The organism is Rahnella sp. P4_A8, from assembly GCF_056402435.1.
Genome location: NZ_JBFUHK010000227.1, coordinates 1 through 1,456, shown reverse-complemented (window position 1 = coordinate 1,456; position 1,456 = coordinate 1). Strand labels below are relative to the sequence as shown.

Annotated in this window: 2 protein-coding genes; both read left to right on the top strand. The window is 32.2% G+C overall.

From position 1 onward, the window contains the following. The coding region (locus tag AC1DUO_RS24945) for a hypothetical protein (protein WP_477989356.1) at positions 1 to 228 on the top strand (228 nt) is incomplete at its 5' end. Further along, a complete protein-coding gene (locus AC1DUO_RS24940) occupies positions 225 to 1,358 on the top strand; it encodes an MAE_28990/MAE_18760 family HEPN-like nuclease (RefSeq protein ID WP_477989354.1) in 1,134 nt (377 codons plus the stop codon). The genes AC1DUO_RS24945 and AC1DUO_RS24940, both read left to right, overlap by 4 nt. The last annotated feature ends 98 nt before the right edge of the window (positions 1,359 to 1,456 follow it).

Genomic DNA, 1,456 nt, shown 5'->3' with positions numbered 1-1,456 from the left:
TGGTATGACAGGCCAACAACAGCCGTCTACGATCCATTAATGTTTGCTCTTAGTCAGAATCTGCATCATCAACCAGCCTTAATTAAAAACAAAGATAAAATTAACGAGGCGCTGGTGGATTTTTATATTGTCAACTATGAAACTTTCGAAGGGAGAAATACCAACCCTTCAGCACTTCAAGACCRTAACACAAAATTCATCTCTTTCTTTGAGGGATTTTTAAAATGAAAGAATCTCTATTATTATTAAGAAAGGGGGTTGAAGATTTAATATTAAATATTCACTATCACAGTGAATCAGAACTGGTATTTGAAAGCATGATTAAGGTTACTAAAACCGGGAGCGTTTTTGATCACACCGTATCGAATTTCCTAACAAAAACATTGCCAAACGCCAACATAAACAAAAAGAAATTCCTTTATAAAAGTTCAATTATTACTACATATGGCATTTTGGAATCATACATTGAGAGGCTTATTGAAGGATATATTAAAAATCTATGTAGTGTAATAAAAAAATACTCTGACATCCCTAAAGAAATATCTGAAAAACATGTATTTAACACATATGATTTGTTAAGGTCTTATTCTAGGAAAAAAAACTTAACACCGGAGGAGTTCATAAATGCCCAAAAAACACTTATTAAAAACATAAATAACTGTTTACATAATGAAGATKAATTTATAATTAATGAACCAGCATTTTCGCTACATTCCTCCAATTTTAGATTTGACTCTATTAACAAAATTTTCTCGGATATTGGACTTACTAATGTATTAATCAGTGTTTCCAAAAACCCAGTCGTACAAAATTTCATCAAAAACGACAAGGGATTAGATGAGCAATCTGAAATTAAAATGGAAATGTGTGCGGAAGTAATCAAAGCAGAACTTGATGATTTGGCACAAAGAAGAAATGAAATAGCACACGGTTTCGAAAATGAAGACATACAATCTAATGATTTTTATATTAAACGCGCTCATTTCATTTTAATACTTTGTGAGGCTTTTTTTGAAACTCTTAATAGAAACTTTTTTAGATTGCGCTCTGAAAAATCACCTGGAGAGTGCGTTTCAAATCCTACAAAATATTTTCAAAAACTTAACGTTTTAGGTTTTGATAATGCTTCTAACTTTAGCACTGATGTTATAGGTAAAAATGTTAAGATTGGTGATCATGGTTACTTCCCTGCAGACGAAAATGGTAATGGGTTCATATTATTTACAATAAATGGAATAAGATCTGGAGATGTTGAACTAGCAGAAATCACCATTGAGAAAGGCAAGGAGTTTGGTTTAAAAATAGATACCAAACTTCCAAATCGCATAGCAGAACGAGCAATGTATTTATGGGTGTAAGCATACGAAACATGGACTAAAGATGACTCAAAAACCAGAGAAAAGCATGTAGTCCCTCTCTGGTAATTCTGTTTAAGCCAATACTATTTTGGAGGATG